The 14513-nt window shown below is 62.4% G+C and carries 25 protein-coding genes; all 25 read left to right on the top strand.

All coding sequences use genetic code 11. The features are described 5' to 3' along the window. Positions 1 to 210 precede the first annotated feature (210 nt). The 25 genes from rpsL (at position 211) to rplO (ending at position 14443) form a co-directional block, all read left to right on the top strand. On the top strand, positions 211 to 582 hold the full coding sequence (gene rpsL, locus RNZ50_05405) for a 30S ribosomal protein S12 (protein MDT8854476.1): 372 nt from the start codon (positions 211 to 213) through the stop codon (positions 580 to 582). Between the two features lie 12 nt (positions 583 to 594). Continuing rightward, positions 595 to 1065, top strand: a complete 471-nt coding sequence (gene rpsG / locus RNZ50_05400; protein ID MDT8854475.1) for a 30S ribosomal protein S7 — start codon at positions 595 to 597, stop codon at positions 1063 to 1065. A 23-nt stretch (positions 1066 to 1088) separates the two neighbouring features. Further along, positions 1089 to 3212, top strand: a complete 2124-nt coding sequence (gene fusA, locus RNZ50_05395; protein ID MDT8854474.1) for an elongation factor G — start codon at positions 1089 to 1091, stop codon at positions 3210 to 3212. An 82-nt stretch (positions 3213 to 3294) separates the two neighbouring features. Next, the gene (gene tuf / locus RNZ50_05390; protein MDT8854473.1) at positions 3295 to 4470 is read left to right on the top strand and encodes an elongation factor Tu; all 1176 of its coding nucleotides are present in this window, start codon (positions 3295 to 3297) and stop codon (positions 4468 to 4470) included. Between the two features lie 74 nt (positions 4471 to 4544). Beyond that, complete coding sequence (gene rpsJ / locus RNZ50_05385; GenBank protein MDT8854472.1) at positions 4545 to 4850, top strand: 30S ribosomal protein S10; 306 nt, start codon at positions 4545 to 4547, stop codon at positions 4848 to 4850. A 13-nt stretch (positions 4851 to 4863) separates the two neighbouring features. After that, on the top strand, positions 4864 to 5700 hold the full coding sequence (rplC, locus tag RNZ50_05380; GenBank protein MDT8854471.1) for a 50S ribosomal protein L3: 837 nt from the start codon (positions 4864 to 4866) through the stop codon (positions 5698 to 5700). Then, positions 5690 to 6310 (top strand): 50S ribosomal protein L4, encoded by a 621-nt coding sequence (gene rplD / locus RNZ50_05375; GenBank protein MDT8854470.1) that lies wholly within the window; start codon positions 5690 to 5692, stop codon positions 6308 to 6310. The genes rplC and rplD overlap by 11 nt, the downstream gene beginning before the upstream one ends. After that, entirely contained in the window at positions 6307 to 6603 is a 297-nt protein-coding gene (locus RNZ50_05370; protein ID MDT8854469.1) for a 50S ribosomal protein L23, read from the top strand. Before rplD ends, RNZ50_05370 begins: the two co-directional genes overlap by 4 nt. Positions 6604 to 6723: 120 nt before the next feature. Then, positions 6724 to 7560, top strand: coding sequence for a 50S ribosomal protein L2 (gene rplB / locus RNZ50_05365; protein MDT8854468.1), 837 nt, complete (start codon positions 6724 to 6726; stop codon positions 7558 to 7560). 3 nt (positions 7561 to 7563) lie between these two features. Continuing rightward, complete coding sequence (rpsS, locus tag RNZ50_05360) at positions 7564 to 7842, top strand: 30S ribosomal protein S19 (GenBank protein ID MDT8854467.1); 279 nt, start codon at positions 7564 to 7566, stop codon at positions 7840 to 7842. Positions 7843 to 7845: 3 nt separating this feature from the next. Continuing rightward, entirely contained in the window at positions 7846 to 8226 is a 381-nt protein-coding gene (gene rplV, locus RNZ50_05355) for a 50S ribosomal protein L22 (GenBank protein ID MDT8854466.1), read from the top strand. Further along, entirely contained in the window at positions 8226 to 8936 is a 711-nt protein-coding gene (gene rpsC / locus RNZ50_05350) for a 30S ribosomal protein S3 (protein ID MDT8854465.1), read from the top strand. The genes rplV and rpsC overlap by 1 nt, the downstream gene beginning before the upstream one ends. Before the next feature lie 12 nt (positions 8937 to 8948). Further along, the gene (gene rplP, locus RNZ50_05345; GenBank protein MDT8854464.1) at positions 8949 to 9362 is read left to right on the top strand and encodes a 50S ribosomal protein L16; all 414 of its coding nucleotides are present in this window, start codon (positions 8949 to 8951) and stop codon (positions 9360 to 9362) included. Positions 9363 to 9654: 292 nt separating this feature from the next. Then, positions 9655 to 9858, top strand: a complete 204-nt coding sequence (rpmC, locus tag RNZ50_05340; protein MDT8854463.1) for a 50S ribosomal protein L29 — start codon at positions 9655 to 9657, stop codon at positions 9856 to 9858. Between the two features lie 10 nt (positions 9859 to 9868). Further along, the gene (gene rpsQ, locus RNZ50_05335; protein ID MDT8854462.1) at positions 9869 to 10108 is read left to right on the top strand and encodes a 30S ribosomal protein S17; all 240 of its coding nucleotides are present in this window, start codon (positions 9869 to 9871) and stop codon (positions 10106 to 10108) included. Between the two features lie 74 nt (positions 10109 to 10182). Then, on the top strand, positions 10183 to 10551 hold the full coding sequence (gene rplN / locus RNZ50_05330; protein MDT8854461.1) for a 50S ribosomal protein L14: 369 nt from the start codon (positions 10183 to 10185) through the stop codon (positions 10549 to 10551). After that, positions 10551 to 10856 (top strand): 50S ribosomal protein L24, encoded by a 306-nt coding sequence (gene rplX, locus RNZ50_05325; protein ID MDT8854460.1) that lies wholly within the window; start codon positions 10551 to 10553, stop codon positions 10854 to 10856. Before rplN ends, rplX begins: the two co-directional genes overlap by 1 nt. Further along, on the top strand, positions 10856 to 11416 hold the full coding sequence (rplE, locus tag RNZ50_05320; GenBank protein ID MDT8854459.1) for a 50S ribosomal protein L5: 561 nt from the start codon (positions 10856 to 10858) through the stop codon (positions 11414 to 11416). Before rplX ends, rplE begins: the two co-directional genes overlap by 1 nt. A gap of 19 nt (positions 11417 to 11435) precedes the next feature. Next, entirely contained in the window at positions 11436 to 11741 is a 306-nt protein-coding gene (gene rpsN / locus RNZ50_05315; GenBank protein MDT8854458.1) for a 30S ribosomal protein S14, read from the top strand. A 12-nt stretch (positions 11742 to 11753) separates the two neighbouring features. Continuing rightward, positions 11754 to 12152 (top strand): 30S ribosomal protein S8, encoded by a 399-nt coding sequence (gene rpsH / locus RNZ50_05310; GenBank protein ID MDT8854457.1) that lies wholly within the window; start codon positions 11754 to 11756, stop codon positions 12150 to 12152. A gap of 10 nt (positions 12153 to 12162) precedes the next feature. Next, the gene (rplF, locus tag RNZ50_05305; GenBank protein ID MDT8854456.1) at positions 12163 to 12696 is read left to right on the top strand and encodes a 50S ribosomal protein L6; all 534 of its coding nucleotides are present in this window, start codon (positions 12163 to 12165) and stop codon (positions 12694 to 12696) included. 12 nt (positions 12697 to 12708) lie between these two features. Then, entirely contained in the window at positions 12709 to 13068 is a 360-nt protein-coding gene (rplR, locus tag RNZ50_05300; GenBank protein MDT8854455.1) for a 50S ribosomal protein L18, read from the top strand. An 11-nt stretch (positions 13069 to 13079) separates the two neighbouring features. Continuing rightward, positions 13080 to 13649, top strand: coding sequence for a 30S ribosomal protein S5 (gene rpsE, locus RNZ50_05295; GenBank protein MDT8854454.1), 570 nt, complete (start codon positions 13080 to 13082; stop codon positions 13647 to 13649). A 2-nt stretch (positions 13650 to 13651) separates the two neighbouring features. Then, on the top strand, positions 13652 to 13852 hold the full coding sequence (gene rpmD / locus RNZ50_05290; protein MDT8854453.1) for a 50S ribosomal protein L30: 201 nt from the start codon (positions 13652 to 13654) through the stop codon (positions 13850 to 13852). Between the two features lie 93 nt (positions 13853 to 13945). After that, positions 13946 to 14443, top strand: a complete 498-nt coding sequence (gene rplO, locus RNZ50_05285) for a 50S ribosomal protein L15 (protein ID MDT8854452.1) — start codon at positions 13946 to 13948, stop codon at positions 14441 to 14443. The last annotated feature ends 70 nt before the right edge of the window (positions 14444 to 14513 follow it).

The raw sequence follows: 14513 nt of genomic DNA, 5'->3' as shown, positions 1-14513 counted from the left end.
GGACCATTGTGTTCTTCGGGTCTCAGAATCGAAGTGGTCACGATCCGGGCGCAAGCCCCGATCCTCTGTAATTCCACCGCGTCGCTCCTGCGAAGGGGGCGCATGCGGTTTTGGTGTTTTGCGGTCGCGCAATTCACTTGCGAACGAAATGCCCCCGGAAATGTCGCTGACGGGCGACGATTGAACGGGTTGCAACAAAGGGCGAACCTGATGCCGACGATTCAACAGCTCATCCGCAAGCCGCGGGAGCCGCGCGTGAAAAGGTCCAAGTCGCAGCACTTGGAATCCTGCCCGCAAAAACGTGGCGTTTGCACGCGCGTCTATACCACCACGCCGAAGAAACCGAACTCGGCCATGCGGAAAGTCGCGAAGGTGCGTCTGACCAACAGCTTCGAGGTCATCTGCTACATTCCCGGCGAAAAGCACAACCTTCAGGAACACTCTGTTGTCCTGATCCGTGGCGGCCGTATCAAAGACCTTCCGGGTGTCCGTTACCACATCCTGCGCGGTGTGCTGGATACCCAGGGCGTGAAAGACCGTCGTCAACGCCGTTCGAAATACGGCGCGAAGCGTCCGAAATAAGGAGAGCGACAGATGTCCCGTCGTCACGCCGCCGAGAAGCGCGAAGTACTGCCCGATGCCAAGTATGGTGATCGGGTTCTGACCAAGTTCATGAACAACCTGATGATCGACGGCAAGAAATCCGTCGCCGAGAGCATTGTGTACAATGCGCTCGACCGGGTTCAGACGCGCCTGAAGCGCGCCCCGATCGAGGCGTTCCACGAGGCGCTCGACAACGTGAAGCCTTCGGTGGAAGTGCGCTCGCGTCGTGTCGGCGGTGCGACCTACCAGGTTCCCGTCGAAGTGCGCATCGAGCGCCGCGAGGCGCTGGCGATCCGCTGGCTGATCATCGCCGCCCGCAAGCGCAACGAGAACACCATGGAAGAACGCCTGGCCGCCGAACTGTCGGATGCCTGCAACAACCGTGGAACCGCCGTGAAAAAGCGCGAAGACACCCACAAGATGGCCGACGCGAACAAAGCGTTCAGCCATTACCGCTGGTAATCCATTCAGCCTGAGGCACCCCAATGGCACGCGAATATCCCCTGACCCGCTACCGCAACTTCGGTATCATTGCCCACATCGACGCGGGCAAGACCACGACGACCGAGCGGATCCTGTTCTACACCGGCAAATCCCACAAGATCGGCGAGGTGCATGATGGCGCCGCGACGATGGACTGGATGGAGCAGGAGCAGGAACGCGGGATCACGATCACTTCGGCTGCGACCACGACCTTCTGGGAACGCACGGTCGATCCCGGCCTGGTGCATGAAGCGAAAGACAAATACCGCTTCAACATCATCGACACCCCCGGCCACGTGGACTTCACCATCGAAGTCGAGCGTTCGCTGGCGGTGCTGGATGGTGCCGTGGTGCTGCTGGACGGCAACGCGGGCGTCGAACCGCAGACCGAAACCGTGTGGCGTCAGGCTGACCGCTACAAGGTGCCGCGCATCGTGTTCGTCAACAAGATGGACAAGACCGGCGCCGATTTCTACAACTGCGTCAAGATGATCAAGGACCGCACCGGGGCCACCCCGCTGCCGATCCAGATTCCGATCGGGGCGGAAGACAAGCTGGAAGGCATTGTCGACCTGATCACGATGGAAGAGTGGGTCTATCAGGGTGACGATCTGGGCGCCTCCTGGGTGCGCCAGCCGATCCGCGCCGACCTTCAGGAACTCGCCAACGAATGGCGTCACAACCTGCTGGAAGTCGCTGTCGAGCAGGACGACGAGGCCATGGAAGCCTATCTCGAGGGCAACGAGCCTTCGGAGGAAACCCTGCGCGGCCTGATCCGCAAGGGCTGCCTGTCGATCTCGTTCGTTCCGATGCTGTGTGGGTCGTCGTTCAAGAACAAGGGCGTGCAGCCGATGCTGAACGCCGTGATCGACTATCTGCCGACCCCGCTGGACGTGCCGCCCTACCTCGGCTTCGCGCCGGGCGACGAGACGGAAACCCGCAACATCGAGCGTTCCGCCGATGACGCGCAGCCTTTCTCGGGCCTTGCGTTCAAGATCATGAACGACCCCTTCGTCGGCTCGCTGACCTTCACGCGCATCTACTCTGGCCAGCTCAAGAAGGGCGACGCCATGCTGAATGCGACCAAGCAGCGCAAGGAACGCGTCGGCCGCATGATGATGATGCACGCCATCAACCGCGAAGAAATCGATGAAGCCTTTGCCGGCGACATCATCGCGCTTGCGGGTCTGAAGGAAACCACCACGGGCGACACCCTGTGCGATCCGGCAAAGCCGGTGGTGCTGGAAACCATGACCTTCCCGCAGCCGGTCATCGAGATCGCGATCGAGCCGAAGTCGAAGGCCGACCAGGAGAAGATGGGCATCGCGCTTGCGCGTCTTGCCGCCGAAGACCCGTCGTTCCGCGTGGAAACCGACTTCGAGTCGGGCCAGACGATCATGAAGGGCATGGGCGAGCTTCACCTCGACATCCTGGTTGACCGGATGCGCCGCGAGTTCAAGGTCGAGGCCAACATCGGCGCGCCGCAGGTGGCCTACCGCGAGACCATCTCGCGCGAAGCCGAGATCGACTATACCCACAAGAAACAGACCGGCGGCACGGGCCAGTTCGCCCGCGTCAAGCTGGTGATCACCCCGACTGAGCCGGGCGTGGGCTATTCGTTCGAAAGCAAGGTCGTCGGCGGTTCGGTGCCGAAGGAATACATTCCGGGCGTCGAAAAGGGCATCAAGTCGGTGATGGATTCGGGTCCGCTGGCCGGTTTCCCGGTGATCGACTTCAAGGTGGCGCTGATCGACGGGGCCTACCACGACGTCGACTCCTCGGTGCTGGCGTTCGAAATCGCCGCCCGGGCCGGGATGCGCGAAGGGCTGAAGAAGGCCGGTGCCAAGCTGCTGGAACCGATCATGAAGGTCGAAGTCGTGACCCCGGAAGAATACACCGGCGGCATCATCGGCGACCTGACCTCGCGTCGGGGCATGGTTCAGGGGCAGGACAGCCGCGCCAATGCGAACATCATCACCGCGATGGTGCCGCTGGCCAACATGTTCGGCTACATCAACACGCTGCGGTCGATGTCCTCGGGGCGGGCCAACTTCTCGATGTCGTTCGACCACTACGATGCCGTGCCGCAGAACATCTCGGACGAGATTCAGAAGAAATACGCTTAACCGGTGTGGCGGGGTGAACCCCGCCCTACCAGACCTGTAGGGCGGGGCGACCCGCCGCATCGAACGAAAATAGGAGGCCATCATGGCAAAGGCAAAGTTTGAACGCAACAAACCGCACGTCAACATCGGCACGATCGGCCACGTTGACCACGGCAAGACGACGCTGACGGCGGCGATCACCAAGTATTTCGGCGAGTTCAAGGCCTACGACCAGATCGACGGCGCGCCGGAAGAGCGGGCGCGCGGGATCACGATCTCGACCGCGCATGTGGAATACGAGACCGAGAACCGCCACTACGCCCACGTCGACTGCCCCGGCCACGCCGACTATGTGAAGAACATGATCACCGGCGCGGCGCAGATGGACGGCGCGATCCTGGTGGTTGCGGCCTCGGACGGCCCGATGCCGCAGACGCGCGAGCACATCCTGCTCGGCCGTCAGGTCGGCATTCCCTACATGGTCGTCTACATGAACAAGATCGACCTCGTCGATGACGAGGAACTGATCGAACTGGTCGAGATGGAAATCCGCGAACTGCTGTCGTCCTACGAATACCCGGGCGACGACATTCCGATCATCAAGGGCTCGGCCCACCAGGCGATGATCGGCATGCGCAAGGACATCGGCGAGGACTCGGTCCGCGCGCTGATGAAGGCGGTCGACGAGTATATCCCGACCCCGGCGCGTGCGGTTGACCAGCCGTTCCTGATGCCGGTCGAGGACGTGTTCTCGATCTCGGGCCGCGGCACGGTTGCCACCGGCCGGATCGAGCGCGGCATCGTCAAGGTTGGCGAGGAAGTCGAGATCGTCGGCATTCGCCCGAACAAGAAGACGGTCTGCACCGGCGTCGAGATGTTCCGCAAGCTCTTGGACCAGGGCCAGGCGGGCGACAACGTCGGCCTGCTGCTGCGCGGCGTCGACCGCGAGGGCATCGAGCGCGGGCAGGTGCTGTGCAAGCCCGGCTCGGTGAAGCCGCACACCAAGTTCGAAGCCGAAGCCTACATCCTGACCAAGGAAGAGGGCGGCCGCCACACGCCGTTCTTCGCCAACTACCGCCCGCAGTTCTACTTCCGCACCACCGACGTGACCGGCACCGTGCAACTGCCGGAAGGCACCGAAATGGTGATGCCGGGCGACAACCTGAAGTTCAACGTGGAACTGATCCAGCCGATCGCCATGGAAGAAAAACTGCGCTTCGCCATCCGTGAAGGCGGCCGCACCGTCGGTGCAGGCGTCGTCTCGAAAATCATCGCTTAATTGGAAGAGGGGCGGGGGACACGATTTTTCTACGAAAAATCGCCCCCGCTACCCGCCAAGCCCGAGGGCACCATATGACACAGACCATCCGTATCAGGCTGAAAGCCTTCGATTACCGCGTGCTGGATGCCAGCACGCTGGAAATCGTGAACACGGCCAAGCGGACCGGCGCGCAAGTGCGCGGCACGATTCCGCTGCCGAACAAGATCGAGAAGTTCACGGTTCTGCGCGGTCCGCACATCGACAAGAAGTCGCGCGACCAGTGGGAAATCCGGACGCACAAGCGTCTTCTCGACATCATTGATCCGACCCCGCAGACCGTGGACGCGCTTATGAAGCTCGACCTCGCGGCCGGCGTGGATGTCGAGATCAAAGTTTAAGGAGGGCATGACCATGCGCTCTGGCGTAATCGCAAAGAAGCTGGGCATGACCCGGCTGTTCCTGGAAGACGGCAAGCAGGTTCCTGTCACCGTTCTTCAACTCGATGCCCTGCAGGTCGTGGCGCAGCGGACGGCCGACAAGGATGGCTACACCGCCGTCCAGCTCGGCGCCGGTCTGGCCAAGGCCAAGCGGACGACCGCAGGTATGCGCGGCCATTTCGCCAAGGCGAATGTCGCGCCGAAGCGCAAGATCGCGGAATTCCGGGTCACCCCGGATTGCATGATCGGCGTGGGCGAAGAGATCACGGCTGACCACTACTTCGCGGGTCAGTTCGTCGACGTGGCCGGCACCTCGATCGGCAAGGGCTTCCAAGGGGCCATGAAGCGGCACAACTTCGGCGGCCTCCGGGCGTCGCATGGTGTGTCGGTTTCGCACCGTTCGCACGGGTCCACCGGCCAGTGCCAGGACCCCGGCAAGGTGTTCAAGGGCAAGAAGATGGCGGGCCACATGGGTGCCGTCCGGTCGACCACGCAGAACCTGCAGGTCGTGCGGACCGACAGCGACCGCGGCCTGATCATGATCAAGGGCGCGGTTCCCGGTTCCAAGGGCGGCTGGGTCACGATCAAGGATGCGGTGAAGAAGCCGGTTCCTGACAACGTGATCATGCCTGCGGCCCTGCGCTCGGCTGCTGCCGCGGCACATGCCGCTGCCGAAGCCGCTGCTGCCGCTGCTGCCGCCGCGGAAGCCGAACACGCCGCTGCGCTGGCCGCCGAACAGGCTGCTGTCGAAGAAGCGGGTCTGGTTGCTGCCGCACAACCCTCCACCGGAGGCGAAAACAATGAAGGCTGACGTGATCAAGCTGGACGCCAGCACTGCGGGCTCCATCGACCTCGACGACGCGATTTTCGGCCTGGAGCCGCGCGCCGACATCCTGCACCGGGTGGTGCGCTGGCAGCGGGCGAAAGCCCAGGCCGGCACCCACTCGACGCTGACCCGCGCCGAAGTGTCTTACTCGACCAAGAAGATCTATCGCCAGAAGGGCACCGGCGGCGCGCGCCACGGTTCCAAGAAGGCGCCGATCTTCCGGCACGGCGGCGTGGTCAAGGGTCCGACCCCGCGCAGCCACGCGCATGATCTGACCAAGAAGTTCCGGGCGCTGGGTCTGCGTCACGCGCTGTCGGCCAAGGCCGCGGCGGGTGAACTGATCATCATCGACTCGGTCAACATGGCGGAAGCCAAGGCCTCGATCCTGGCGAAAGCCGTCAAGGAACTGGGCTGGAAGCGCGTCCTGATCATCGACGGTGCGGAGGTTGACGCGAACTTCGCGCTGGCCGCCCGCAACATCGAAGGGATCGACGTGCTGCCGTCGATGGGGGCCAACGTGTATGACATTCTCAAGCGTGATCAGCTCGTGATCACCAAGGCGGGTGTCGAAGCTCTGGAGGCGCGTCTGAAATGACCGTGAAACCCGAACATTACGACGTGATCCGCAAGCCGATCATCACCGAAAAGGCGACCATGGTTGGCGAAGCCAATGCGGTTGTCTTCCAGGTGGCGATGGATGCGACCAAGCCCGCGATCAAGGAAGCCGTCGAGGCGATCTTCAACGTGAAGGTTAAGGCGGTCAACACCACCATCACCAAGGGCAAGACCAAGAAGTTCAAGGGCCGCCCCGGCGTGCGCTCGGACAAGAAAAAGGCCTATGTCACGCTCGAGGCTGGAAACAGCATCGACGTTTCCACCGGCCTTTGATAGAACGCTGCGAATCTCGCGGCCCCGGGTTTTCCGGGGCCGTGGAATTTTATCCATGGGGATCTTCGGAGCCCTGCACCGGGCCAGCAATGGCCCTCAAGCTGACGGAAGACAGAAAGCATGGCACTCAAGTCGTATAAGCCGACGACGCCTGGCCAACGCGGGTTGGTTCTGATCGACCGTTCGGAGCTGTGGAAAGGCCGTCCGGTCAAAGCCCTCACCGAGGGTTTGACGAAATCGGGTGGCCGGAACAATACCGGACGCGTCACGATGTGGCATCACGGCGGTGGGGCAAAGCGCCTTTACCGCATCGTTGATTTCAAGCGCACGAAATTCGACATGGCGGCAGTGGTCGAGCGGATCGAGTACGATCCCAACCGCACCGCCTTCATCGCGCTGGTGAAGTACGAGGATGGCGAGCTTGCCTATATCCTCGCGCCGCAGCGCCTTGCCATCGGTGACTCCGTTGTCGCCGGCGCCAAGACCGACGTGAAGCCGGGCAACGCAATGCCGTTCTCGGGGATGCCGATCGGCACGATCGTCCACAACGTCGAGCTGAAGCCCGGCAAGGGCGGCCAGCTGGCCCGCGCGGCGGGCACCTATGCCCAGTTCGTCGGCCGCGATGGCGGCTACGCGCAGATTCGCCTGTCGTCGGGCGAGCTGCGGATGGTGCGCCAGGAATGCATGGCGACGGTTGGCGCGGTGTCGAACCCCGACAATTCGAACCAGAACTTCGGCAAGGCCGGCCGGATGCGCCACAAGGGCGTTCGCCCGACGGTGCGCGGCGTGGCCATGAACCCGATCGACCACCCCCATGGTGGTGGTGAAGGCCGGACCTCTGGTGGTCGCCACCCGGTTACCCCGTGGGGTAAAGGGACCAAGGGCAACAAGACCCGCAAGAACAAGACAACGGACAAGTACATCGTCCGTTCGCGCAACGCGAAGAAGGGGCGCTGATCCATGGCACGTTCTGTTTGGAAAGGCCCTTTCGTTGACGCTTACGTCCTGAAAAAGGCCGAGAAAGCGAAAGACTCTGGGAAAAGCGAAGTGATCAAGATCTGGTCGCGCCGTTCCACCATCCTGCCGCAATTCGTCGGGCTGACTTTTGCCGTCTACAACGGCAAGAAGCATATCCCGGTTGCGATCACCGAAGAGATGATCGGCCAGAAGTTCGGTGAATATTCGCCGACGCGGACCTACTACGGTCACGCCGCCGACAAGAAAGCGAAGAGGAAGTAAGCCATGGGCAAGGAAAAGAACCCGCGCCGCGTGGAAGACAACGAAGCCATGGCGAAAGCCAAGATGCTTCGCACCTCGCCGCAGAAGCTGAACCTGGTTGCCGCGCTGATCCGTGGCAAGAAGGTAGAGAAGGCGATCGCCGAACTGGTGTTCTCGAAGAAGCGCATCAGCCAGGACGTGCTGAAGTGCCTGCAGTCGGCGATTGCCAATGCCGAGAACAACCACGGTCTCGATGTCGATGAACTGGTGGTTGCCGAGGCCTATTGCGGCAAGAACCTGACGCTGAAGCGCGGCCGTCCGCGGGCGCGTGGTCGTTTCGGCAAGATCATGAAACCGTTCAGCGAGCTGACCATCAAGGTCCGCCAAGTCGGGGAGACTGCGTAATGGGTCAGAAGGTCAATCCGATCGGCATGCGCCTTCAGGTCAACCGCACCTGGGACAGCCGCTGGTTCGCCGAATCGAAAGACTACGGCAATCTGCTGCTCGAAGATCTGCGGATGCGTGAATTCATCCACGAAGAATGCAAGCAGGCCGGCGTCAGCAAGGTGATCATCGAACGTCCGCACAAGAAGTGCCGCGTCACGATCCACACTGCCCGCCCCGGCGTCATCATCGGCAAGAAGGGCGCAGACATCGAAGGTCTGCGCAAGAAGCTGACGGTGTTCACCAAGTCCGAACTGCACCTGAACATCGTCGAGGTCCGCAAGCCGGAGCTTGACGCCCAGCTGGTGGCCGAAAGCATCGCCCAGCAGATGGAGCGCCGGGTGTCCTTCCGTCGCGCCATGAAGCGCGGCGTGCAGAATGCCATGCGGATCGGCGCGCTTGGCATTCGCGTGAACGTCGCGGGCCGCCTTGGCGGCGCCGAGATCGCCCGCACCGAATGGTATCGCGAAGGCCGTGTGCCGCTGCACACGCTGCGTGCCGACATCGACTATGCCCTGTCCGAAGCCATGACCCCCTATGGGATCATCGGTGTGAAGGTCTGGATCTTCAAAGGCGAAATCCTTGAGCATGATCCGCAGGCGCATGACCGCCGTCACGCCGAGGCCCAGGAAGGCGCCGCACCGCGCCAGCCGCGCCGCGAACGCGCGTAAGGGAGCAAGACAATGCTGCAACCGAAACGGACTAAGTTCCGCAAACAGTTCAAGGGCCGGATTCACGGCGAAGCCAAGGGCGGCTTCATGCTGAACTTCGGCACCTTCGGCCTGAAAGCCACCGAACCCGAGCGCGTCACAGCGCGGCAGATCGAGGCGGCCCGCCGCGCGATCACCCGCCACATGAAGCGTCAGGGCCGGGTCTGGATCCGGATATTCCCGGATGTGCCGGTCTCGTCCAAGCCGACCGAAGTGCGGATGGGCAAGGGCAAAGGCTCCACCGACTACTGGGCGGCCAAGGTGAAACCCGGCCGCATCATGTTTGAGATCGACGGCGTCTCTGAAATCATCGCCCGCGAGGCGCTTCGCCTCGGCGCGATGAAGCTTCCGGTTCTGACCCGCGTCGTGATCCGCGAAGACTGGTAAGGCAGGGGGCAACCCCGACGACAGATCGAGGCCCCTGCCGGAAACGGCGGGGGCTTTTTGTTTCTGGTGCAGTGCCTCCGGCGGTTGCACGATCGGCAGAGGTGGTCCTTGCCCCGCATGATCCGCCAACGCCGGGAATCTTTCCCTTGCCCCGCCGCCCCCCTTCCGCTACACGACGCCATCCACGGTTCCGGGGCGACTCGGAATCGTGGTTCATCATTGATCCACCGGGTTCAGTGTAACCCTGCAGGCTTGGCAGGGGCACGTCGGTGATTGAAAAGGGACAAGGCGCATGAACGCCACGGAACTCAAGGCCAAGACGCCTGAACAGCTGCGCGAAAGCCTGGTTGCGCTGAAGAAGGAGGCGTTCAACCTCCGCTTCCAGCAAGCCACCGGCCAGCTTGAAAACACCGCCCGCATGCGTGCCGTCCGTCGTGACGTGGCGCGCTTGAAGACGGTCCTGAACCAGAAAGCCGCCGAAGCGGCGGCGAACTGAGGAGACACAGATGCCCAAACGTATCCTGCAAGGTGTCGTGACCTCGGACAAGAACGAACAGACCATCACGGTTCTGGTCGAGCGCCGCTTCAAGCACCCGCTGCTGCAAAAGACCGTCCGCAAGTCCAAGAAGTACCGGGCCCACGACGCAGAGAACAAGTTCAAGACCGGCGATCAGGTCCGCATTGAAGAATGCGCCCCGATCTCTAAAACGAAACGCTGGACGGTGGTCATCGAAGCCTCGGCTTGACCCATCTTCCGGTTTGAACGAAACCCTGGGGCCCCTGCGAAACAGGACAGACCCCAAAGGTCGGGAGAAACCAAATGATCCAGATGCAGACCAATCTGGATGTAGCTGACAACTCGGGCGCTCGCCGGGTTCAGTGCATCAAGGTTCTGGGTGGTTCCCACCGCCGCTATGCAAGCGTCGGCGACATCATCGTGGTGTCGGTCAAGGAAGCCATTCCGCGCGGTCGCGTGAAGAAGGGTGATGTCCGCAAGGCCGTCGTCGTGCGCACCGCCAAGGAAGTCCGCCGTGAAGACGGCACCTCCATCCGTTTTGACCGCAATGCCGCCGTCATCCTGAACAACCAGGGTGAACCGGTCGGCACGCGCATCTTCGGGCCGGTGGTGCGCGAACTTCGCGCCAAGAACTTCATGAAAATCATCTCGCTTGCGCCGGAGGTGCTCTGATGGCTGCGAAGCTTAAAAAGGGCGACAAGGTCATCGTGCTGGCCGGCAAGGACAAGGGCAAGCAGGGGGAAATCACCTCTGTCGCGCCCAAGGACGGCAAGGCCGTGGTCGATGGCGTCAACATGGCGATCCGTCACACCAAGCAGTCCCAGACCGCACAGGGCGGCCGCGTGGCGAAGGCCATGCCGATTGACCTGTCGAACCTGGCGATCATCGATGCCAATGGCAAACCCACCCGCGTCGGCTTCCGTATGGATGGCGACAAGAAGGTGCGTTTCGCCAAGACCACCGGGGAGACGATCTGATGCTTGACGCTCAAACCTATACCCCGCGTCTGAAGGCTGACTACAGGGACCGGATTCGCCCGGCCATGAAGGAAGAATTCGGCTACAAGAACGACATGCAGATCGGTCGGCTCGACAAGATCGTGATCAACATGGGCGTCGGCGAAGCCGTCAAGGACACCAAGAAGGTGAAAGCGGCGGCCGAACAGCTGACCCTGATCGCCGGGCAGAAGGCCGTCATCACCCATGCCAAGAAATCCATCGCGGGTTTCCGGGTGCGGGAAGAGATGCCGCTGGGCTGCAAGGTGACCTTGCGCGGTGACCGGATGTACGAATTCCTCGACCGCCTGATCACCATCGCTCTGCCGCGCGTCCGCGACTTCCGCGGCGTCAAGGGCAGTTCGTTCGATGGTCGCGGCAACTACGCGATGGGCCTCAAGGAACAGATCGTGTTCCCCGAGATCGAGTTCGACAAGGTCGATGACGTGCTCGGCATGGACATCATCATCTGCACCACCGCGAAGACTGACGCGGAAGCGAAGGCGCTGTTGAAGCATTTCAACATGCCCTTCACCAGCTGATCGCGGGAGGAAAGAAGATATGGCGAAGAAATCCATGATCGAACGCGAAGTGAAGCGTGCCCACCTTGTGAAGGTCTATGCCTCCAAGCGTGCCGCGCTGAAGGACATCGCGAAAAATCTTGAACTGCCGATCGAGCAACGCTTCAAGGCGCGGCTCAAGCTGGCGGAACTGCCCCGCAACTCGTCCGCCACGCGGCTGCACAACCGGTGCCAGCTGACGGGCCGTCCGCATGCGTATTATCGCAAGCTCAAACTCTCGCGCATCATGCTGCGGGAACTGGCCTCGTTCGGCCAGATCCCCGGCATGGTCAAGTCGAGCTGGTAAGGAGGTTCAACCATGATGATGAACGATCCTCTCGGCGACATGCTCACCCGGATCCGCAACGCGCAGATGCGTGGCAAGGGCACTGTCAAGACGCCGGCCTCGAAGCTGCGCGCCTGGGTTCTGGATGTTCTGGCCGACGAAGGCTACATCCGCGGCTATGAGAAGTCCGAGACCGAGAACGGTCAGGGCGAAATCACCATCAGCCTCAACTACTACGAAGGCACCCCAGTGATCCGCGAATTGAAGCGCGTGTCCAAGCCGGGCCGTCGCGTGTACATGAGCGTCAAGGACATCCCGACCGTGCGCAACGGCCTGGGCGTCTCGATCGTCTCCACGCCGAAAGGCGTCATGTCCGATGCAGCAGCACGGTCCGCCAATGTTGGCGGCGAAGTGCTCTGCACCGTGTTCTGAGGAGGGCAAGATGTCTCGTATTGGCAAGAAACCGGTCGATCTGCCCAAGGGCGTTTCGGCATCGCTGTCCGGTCAGACCATCGAAGTGACGGGGCCGAAAGGCACCCGCAGCTTCGCGGCCTCCGACGACGTGACGCTGACCATCGACGACGGCGTCGTCACGGTCACGCCGCGCGGCACCTCCAAGCGTGCCCGGCAACAGTGGGGCATGGTGCGCTCCATGGTGGCGAACCTCGTGCAGGGCGTCACCGGCGGCTTCAAGAAGGAACTGGAAATCCAGGGCGTGGGTTACCGCGCCGCGATGGCCGGGAACGTCTTGAAACTGTCGCTGGGCTACAGCCACGAAGTGAACTTCGAAGTTCCGGCCGGCGTCACCGTGACCGCCCCGAAACAGACTGAAATCGTTGTGGAAGGCACCGACCAGCAGCTTGTTGGCCAGGTTGCAGCGAACATTCGCGACTGGAAGCGGCCGGAGCCCTACAAGGGCAAGGGCATCCGCTACAAGGGCGAATTCGTCTTCCGCAAGGAAGGCAAGAAGAAGTAAGGGGCAAGAGAAATGGCGAACAACAAGAGAGAGCTGTTCCTCAAGCGCCGTCTGCGCGTGCGGAACAAGATCAAGGCGATGTCGAACGGGCGTGCGCGCCTTTCCGTGCATCGGTCCAGCAAGAACATCAGCGTCCAGCTGATCGACGACGTGAACGGCGTGACGCTTGCCGCTGCCTCGACCCTCGAAAAGGATCTGGGCTTTGTCGGCAAGAACAACATCGAGGCGGCGACGAAAGTGGGTGCCACGATTGCCGAGCGGGCGAAGAAGGCCGGGGTCGAGGAATGTTACTTCGATCGTGGTGGTTTCCTCTTTCACGGGAAGATCAAGGCTTTGGCCGATGCTGCCCGTGAAGGTGGCCTGAAGTTCTGAGGAGTCAAAAAATGGCAGAACGTGAACCCCGCCGGGAAGGCCGCCGCGACGACCGTGGCAGCCGTGACGAGAACCCGGAATTCGCCGATCGTCTTGTGGCGATCAACCGCGTGTCGAAAACCGTGAAAGGCGGCAAGCGCTTCGGCTTTGCGGCCCTCGTGGTTGTCGGCGATCAGCGCGGCCGTGTCGGTTACGGCAAGGGCAAGGCCAAGGAAGTGCCCGAGGCGATCCGCAAGGCCACCGAACAGGCCAAGCGGCAGATGATCCGCGTCGCCCTGCGCGACGGCCGGACGCTGCACCACGACATGGAGGGCCGTCATGGCGCCGGCAAGGTCGTGATGCGGACTGCCGTCGCCGGGACCGGGATCATCGCGGGCGGTCCGATGCGGGCCGTCTTCGAAATGCTGGGGCTGCAGGATGTCGTGGCGAAATCGCTCGGCTCGTCCAACCCCTACAACATGATCCGCGCGACCATCGACGGTCTGAAGCAGGAAACCAGCCCCCGTCAGGTCGCGCAGCGTCGTGGCAAGAAGGTGGCCGAGATCCTGCGCAAGCCCGAAGCTGAAGTGGTGGAGGCCTGATCATGACCGAGTCCGTCAAGAAGACCATCGTCGTCAAGCAGGTGGCCTCGGCCGCCCGCCGCCCGGCCGTGCAGACCGCGACCCTCAAGGGTCTTGGCCTGAACAAGATGAACCGGACCCGCGAACTGGAAGACACGCCTTCCGTGCGCGGCATGGTGAACAAGATCGCGCACCTGGTGCAGATCATCGAAGAGCGCGGCTGACGCCGCTGGGCGCACCCCGGTTCGCCCGTCACACACACCGCGTTTGCCCCGGAAGTCGCTTTCCGGGGCAATTCCGGTCAGAGGAGAAGCGACATGAAACTGAATGAACTTTCCGACAACGCCGGCGCCACCAAGAAGCGCAAGCGCGTGGCACGCGGCCCGGGTTCGGGCTCGGGCAAGACCGCAGGGCGCGGCATCAAGGGGCAGAAATCGCGTTCGGGCGTCGCCATCGGCGGCTACGAAGGCGGTCAGATGCCGCTGTATCGCCGCCTGCCGAAGCGCGGCTTCAACAAGCCGAACCTCAAGCACTATGCGGTGATCAACCTCGGGCTGATCCAGAAATTCATCGGCGAGGGCAAGCTCGACGCCGCCCAGCCGATCACCGAAGAGGTGCTGCTGGCCTCGGGTCTGGTGCGGCGCGCGCTGGATGGCGTCCGCGTGCTTGCCAAGGGCGAGATCACGTCTGCCGTCACGCTGAACGTCACCGGGGCCTCGGCCGCGGCGGTGGAAGCGGTGGCAGCGGCCGGTGGCACTCTGACCGTGGCCCCGGCGCTGGCGCCGCACGGCAAGTCGCAGCGCAAAGCGGTTTAATGGTTGTGAGCCGCCCCCGGACGGCTTACATCACCTGAAGTTTTCCCGCGCCGCCGACCGGAAAAACGGT

Source organism: Paracoccaceae bacterium Fryx2 (assembly GCA_032334235.1).
In the GTDB taxonomy this organism is placed as follows: Bacteria; Pseudomonadota; Alphaproteobacteria; order Rhodobacterales; family Rhodobacteraceae; genus JAVSGI01.
The sequence above is the reverse complement of the archived record's forward strand: the minus strand, read 5'-3'. Positions and strand labels throughout refer to the sequence as shown.

What these genes read in the sequence shown, in the direction of transcription:
- rpsL (MDT8854476.1), top strand. Translation starts at nt 211, where the DNA reads ATGCCGACGATTCAACAGCTCATCCGCAAGCCGCGGGAGCCGCGCGTG.
- rpsG (MDT8854475.1), top strand. Translation starts at nt 595, where the DNA reads ATGTCCCGTCGTCACGCCGCCGAGAAGCGCGAAGTACTGCCCGATGCC.
- fusA (MDT8854474.1), top strand. Translation starts at nt 1,089, where the DNA reads ATGGCACGCGAATATCCCCTGACCCGCTACCGCAACTTCGGTATCATT.
- tuf (MDT8854473.1), top strand. Translation starts at nt 3,295, where the DNA reads ATGGCAAAGGCAAAGTTTGAACGCAACAAACCGCACGTCAACATCGGC.
- rpsJ (MDT8854472.1), top strand. Translation starts at nt 4,545, where the DNA reads ATGACACAGACCATCCGTATCAGGCTGAAAGCCTTCGATTACCGCGTG.
- rplC (MDT8854471.1), top strand. Translation starts at nt 4,864, where the DNA reads ATGCGCTCTGGCGTAATCGCAAAGAAGCTGGGCATGACCCGGCTGTTC.
- rplD (MDT8854470.1), top strand. Translation starts at nt 5,690, where the DNA reads ATGAAGGCTGACGTGATCAAGCTGGACGCCAGCACTGCGGGCTCCATC.
- RNZ50_05370 (MDT8854469.1), top strand. Translation starts at nt 6,307, where the DNA reads ATGACCGTGAAACCCGAACATTACGACGTGATCCGCAAGCCGATCATC.
- rplB (MDT8854468.1), top strand. Translation starts at nt 6,724, where the DNA reads ATGGCACTCAAGTCGTATAAGCCGACGACGCCTGGCCAACGCGGGTTG.
- rpsS (MDT8854467.1), top strand. Translation starts at nt 7,564, where the DNA reads ATGGCACGTTCTGTTTGGAAAGGCCCTTTCGTTGACGCTTACGTCCTG.
- rplV (MDT8854466.1), top strand. Translation starts at nt 7,846, where the DNA reads ATGGGCAAGGAAAAGAACCCGCGCCGCGTGGAAGACAACGAAGCCATG.
- rpsC (MDT8854465.1), top strand. Translation starts at nt 8,226, where the DNA reads ATGGGTCAGAAGGTCAATCCGATCGGCATGCGCCTTCAGGTCAACCGC.
- rplP (MDT8854464.1), top strand. Translation starts at nt 8,949, where the DNA reads ATGCTGCAACCGAAACGGACTAAGTTCCGCAAACAGTTCAAGGGCCGG.
- rpmC (MDT8854463.1), top strand. Translation starts at nt 9,655, where the DNA reads ATGAACGCCACGGAACTCAAGGCCAAGACGCCTGAACAGCTGCGCGAA.
- rpsQ (MDT8854462.1), top strand. Translation starts at nt 9,869, where the DNA reads ATGCCCAAACGTATCCTGCAAGGTGTCGTGACCTCGGACAAGAACGAA.
- rplN (MDT8854461.1), top strand. Translation starts at nt 10,183, where the DNA reads ATGATCCAGATGCAGACCAATCTGGATGTAGCTGACAACTCGGGCGCT.
- rplX (MDT8854460.1), top strand. Translation starts at nt 10,551, where the DNA reads ATGGCTGCGAAGCTTAAAAAGGGCGACAAGGTCATCGTGCTGGCCGGC.
- rplE (MDT8854459.1), top strand. Translation starts at nt 10,856, where the DNA reads ATGCTTGACGCTCAAACCTATACCCCGCGTCTGAAGGCTGACTACAGG.
- rpsN (MDT8854458.1), top strand. Translation starts at nt 11,436, where the DNA reads ATGGCGAAGAAATCCATGATCGAACGCGAAGTGAAGCGTGCCCACCTT.
- rpsH (MDT8854457.1), top strand. Translation starts at nt 11,754, where the DNA reads ATGATGATGAACGATCCTCTCGGCGACATGCTCACCCGGATCCGCAAC.
- rplF (MDT8854456.1), top strand. Translation starts at nt 12,163, where the DNA reads ATGTCTCGTATTGGCAAGAAACCGGTCGATCTGCCCAAGGGCGTTTCG.
- rplR (MDT8854455.1), top strand. Translation starts at nt 12,709, where the DNA reads ATGGCGAACAACAAGAGAGAGCTGTTCCTCAAGCGCCGTCTGCGCGTG.
- rpsE (MDT8854454.1), top strand. Translation starts at nt 13,080, where the DNA reads ATGGCAGAACGTGAACCCCGCCGGGAAGGCCGCCGCGACGACCGTGGC.
- rpmD (MDT8854453.1), top strand. Translation starts at nt 13,652, where the DNA reads ATGACCGAGTCCGTCAAGAAGACCATCGTCGTCAAGCAGGTGGCCTCG.
- rplO (MDT8854452.1), top strand. Translation starts at nt 13,946, where the DNA reads ATGAAACTGAATGAACTTTCCGACAACGCCGGCGCCACCAAGAAGCGC.